Annotated in this window: 1 protein-coding gene; it reads left to right on the top strand. The window is 58.0% G+C overall.

What is annotated here, in order from left to right:
• The first annotated feature begins 23 nt into the window (after positions 1–23).
• Positions 24–1,049 (top strand): IS110 family RNA-guided transposase, encoded by a 1,026-nt coding sequence (locus ACFPOU_RS23625; RefSeq protein ID WP_379727536.1) that lies wholly within the window; start codon positions 24–26, stop codon positions 1,047–1,049.
• The last annotated feature ends 202 nt before the right edge of the window (positions 1,050–1,251 follow it).

The raw sequence follows: 1,251 nt of genomic DNA, 5'->3' as shown, positions 1-1,251 counted from the left end.
CGGTTTGAAAGAAGGAGTCCGTCATGAAGCTTATCCGCGTTGGGGTCGACTTGGCAAAGAATGTCTTTCAACTGCACGGCGTAGACCGCTCAGAAAAGACGGTCTGGCGGCGCAAGCTAGTGCGTGGTGACTGGATAAAGGCACTGCTCGACAGGATCGAGCCGGGCTGCGAGATCGGGATGGAAGCGTGTAGCGGCGCGCACCACTGGGCCCGGCTGCTACAGGCAAAGGGATACACGGCGAAGCTGATCGCTCCGCAGTTCGTTAAGCCCTACGTCAAGAGCAACAAGAACGACGCGAACGACGCCGAAGCGATCTGCGAAGCGATGAGCCGGCCGAGCATGCGTTTTGTCGCAGTTAAAACCGTCGAGCAGCAGGATATCCAGGCCGTACACCGGGTGCGCTCGGGTCTAATGGATCAGCGCAAGGCGAAGGCCAACCAGCTGCGGGGTCTGACGTCCGAATATGGATTGGTGGCGCCGAAAGAACTGCTGCACTTGAGGTTGGCAATCCCGCGCTGGCTCGAGGATCAGGAAAACGGGCTAAGCGAACGCTTTCGTCGGCTGTTGCGTGGCCTGTGGCGAGATCTGCTGGCTTTCGACGACCGTATCGAAGAGCTCGACCGGGAGATCGAACAGATTGCCCGGCAAGACCCCGTGGCTATACGCTTGCAGCAAGTTCGTGGCATCGGGCCGCTTACCGCGACGGCATTGCTGGCAACGGTTGGAGACGCGAGTCAGTTTTCCAACGGTCGAGAGATGGCTGCTTCGTTTGGGCTGACGCCCAAACAAAACAGCTCGGGAGGAAAGGAGCGATTGCTCGGCATTAGCAAGCGAGGCGATGCTTATCTTCGCAGTTTGCTCATCCATGGCGCCCGAGCTGTCATCCGAACGGCGCAAGCGAAAACGGACCGATTGAGTATCTGGGTGATGCGCATCGCAATGACGCGACACCCGAATATCGCCGCAGTAGCGTTAGCGAACAAGACGGCCCGTATCGCTTGGGCAATGCTCACCAGAGGAACTGATTACCAACCGCAAGCCGCGTAGCGCAGCTGTAGAAGTACCTGAAGAAGTATCCGAACTACGATTGCATGACAAGCCGCATGATGGCCAACAGGTCGAACCGGCGCTGATGAAACCCGATAACGTCTGAGGCCTTCGAGCCCGTCAAAGCGATAGGGAGTCAGCGCGCGAATAGCCCATCAGGGTCCAGCACCTGGAACAGGTGTATTAGTACGAGACCGGATAT

This window comes from Massilia jejuensis (genome assembly GCF_042656795.1).
Taxonomy (GTDB): domain Bacteria; phylum Pseudomonadota; class Gammaproteobacteria; order Burkholderiales; family Burkholderiaceae_D; genus Telluria; species Telluria jejuensis.
This window is presented reverse-complemented; position numbering and strand designations above follow the sequence as displayed.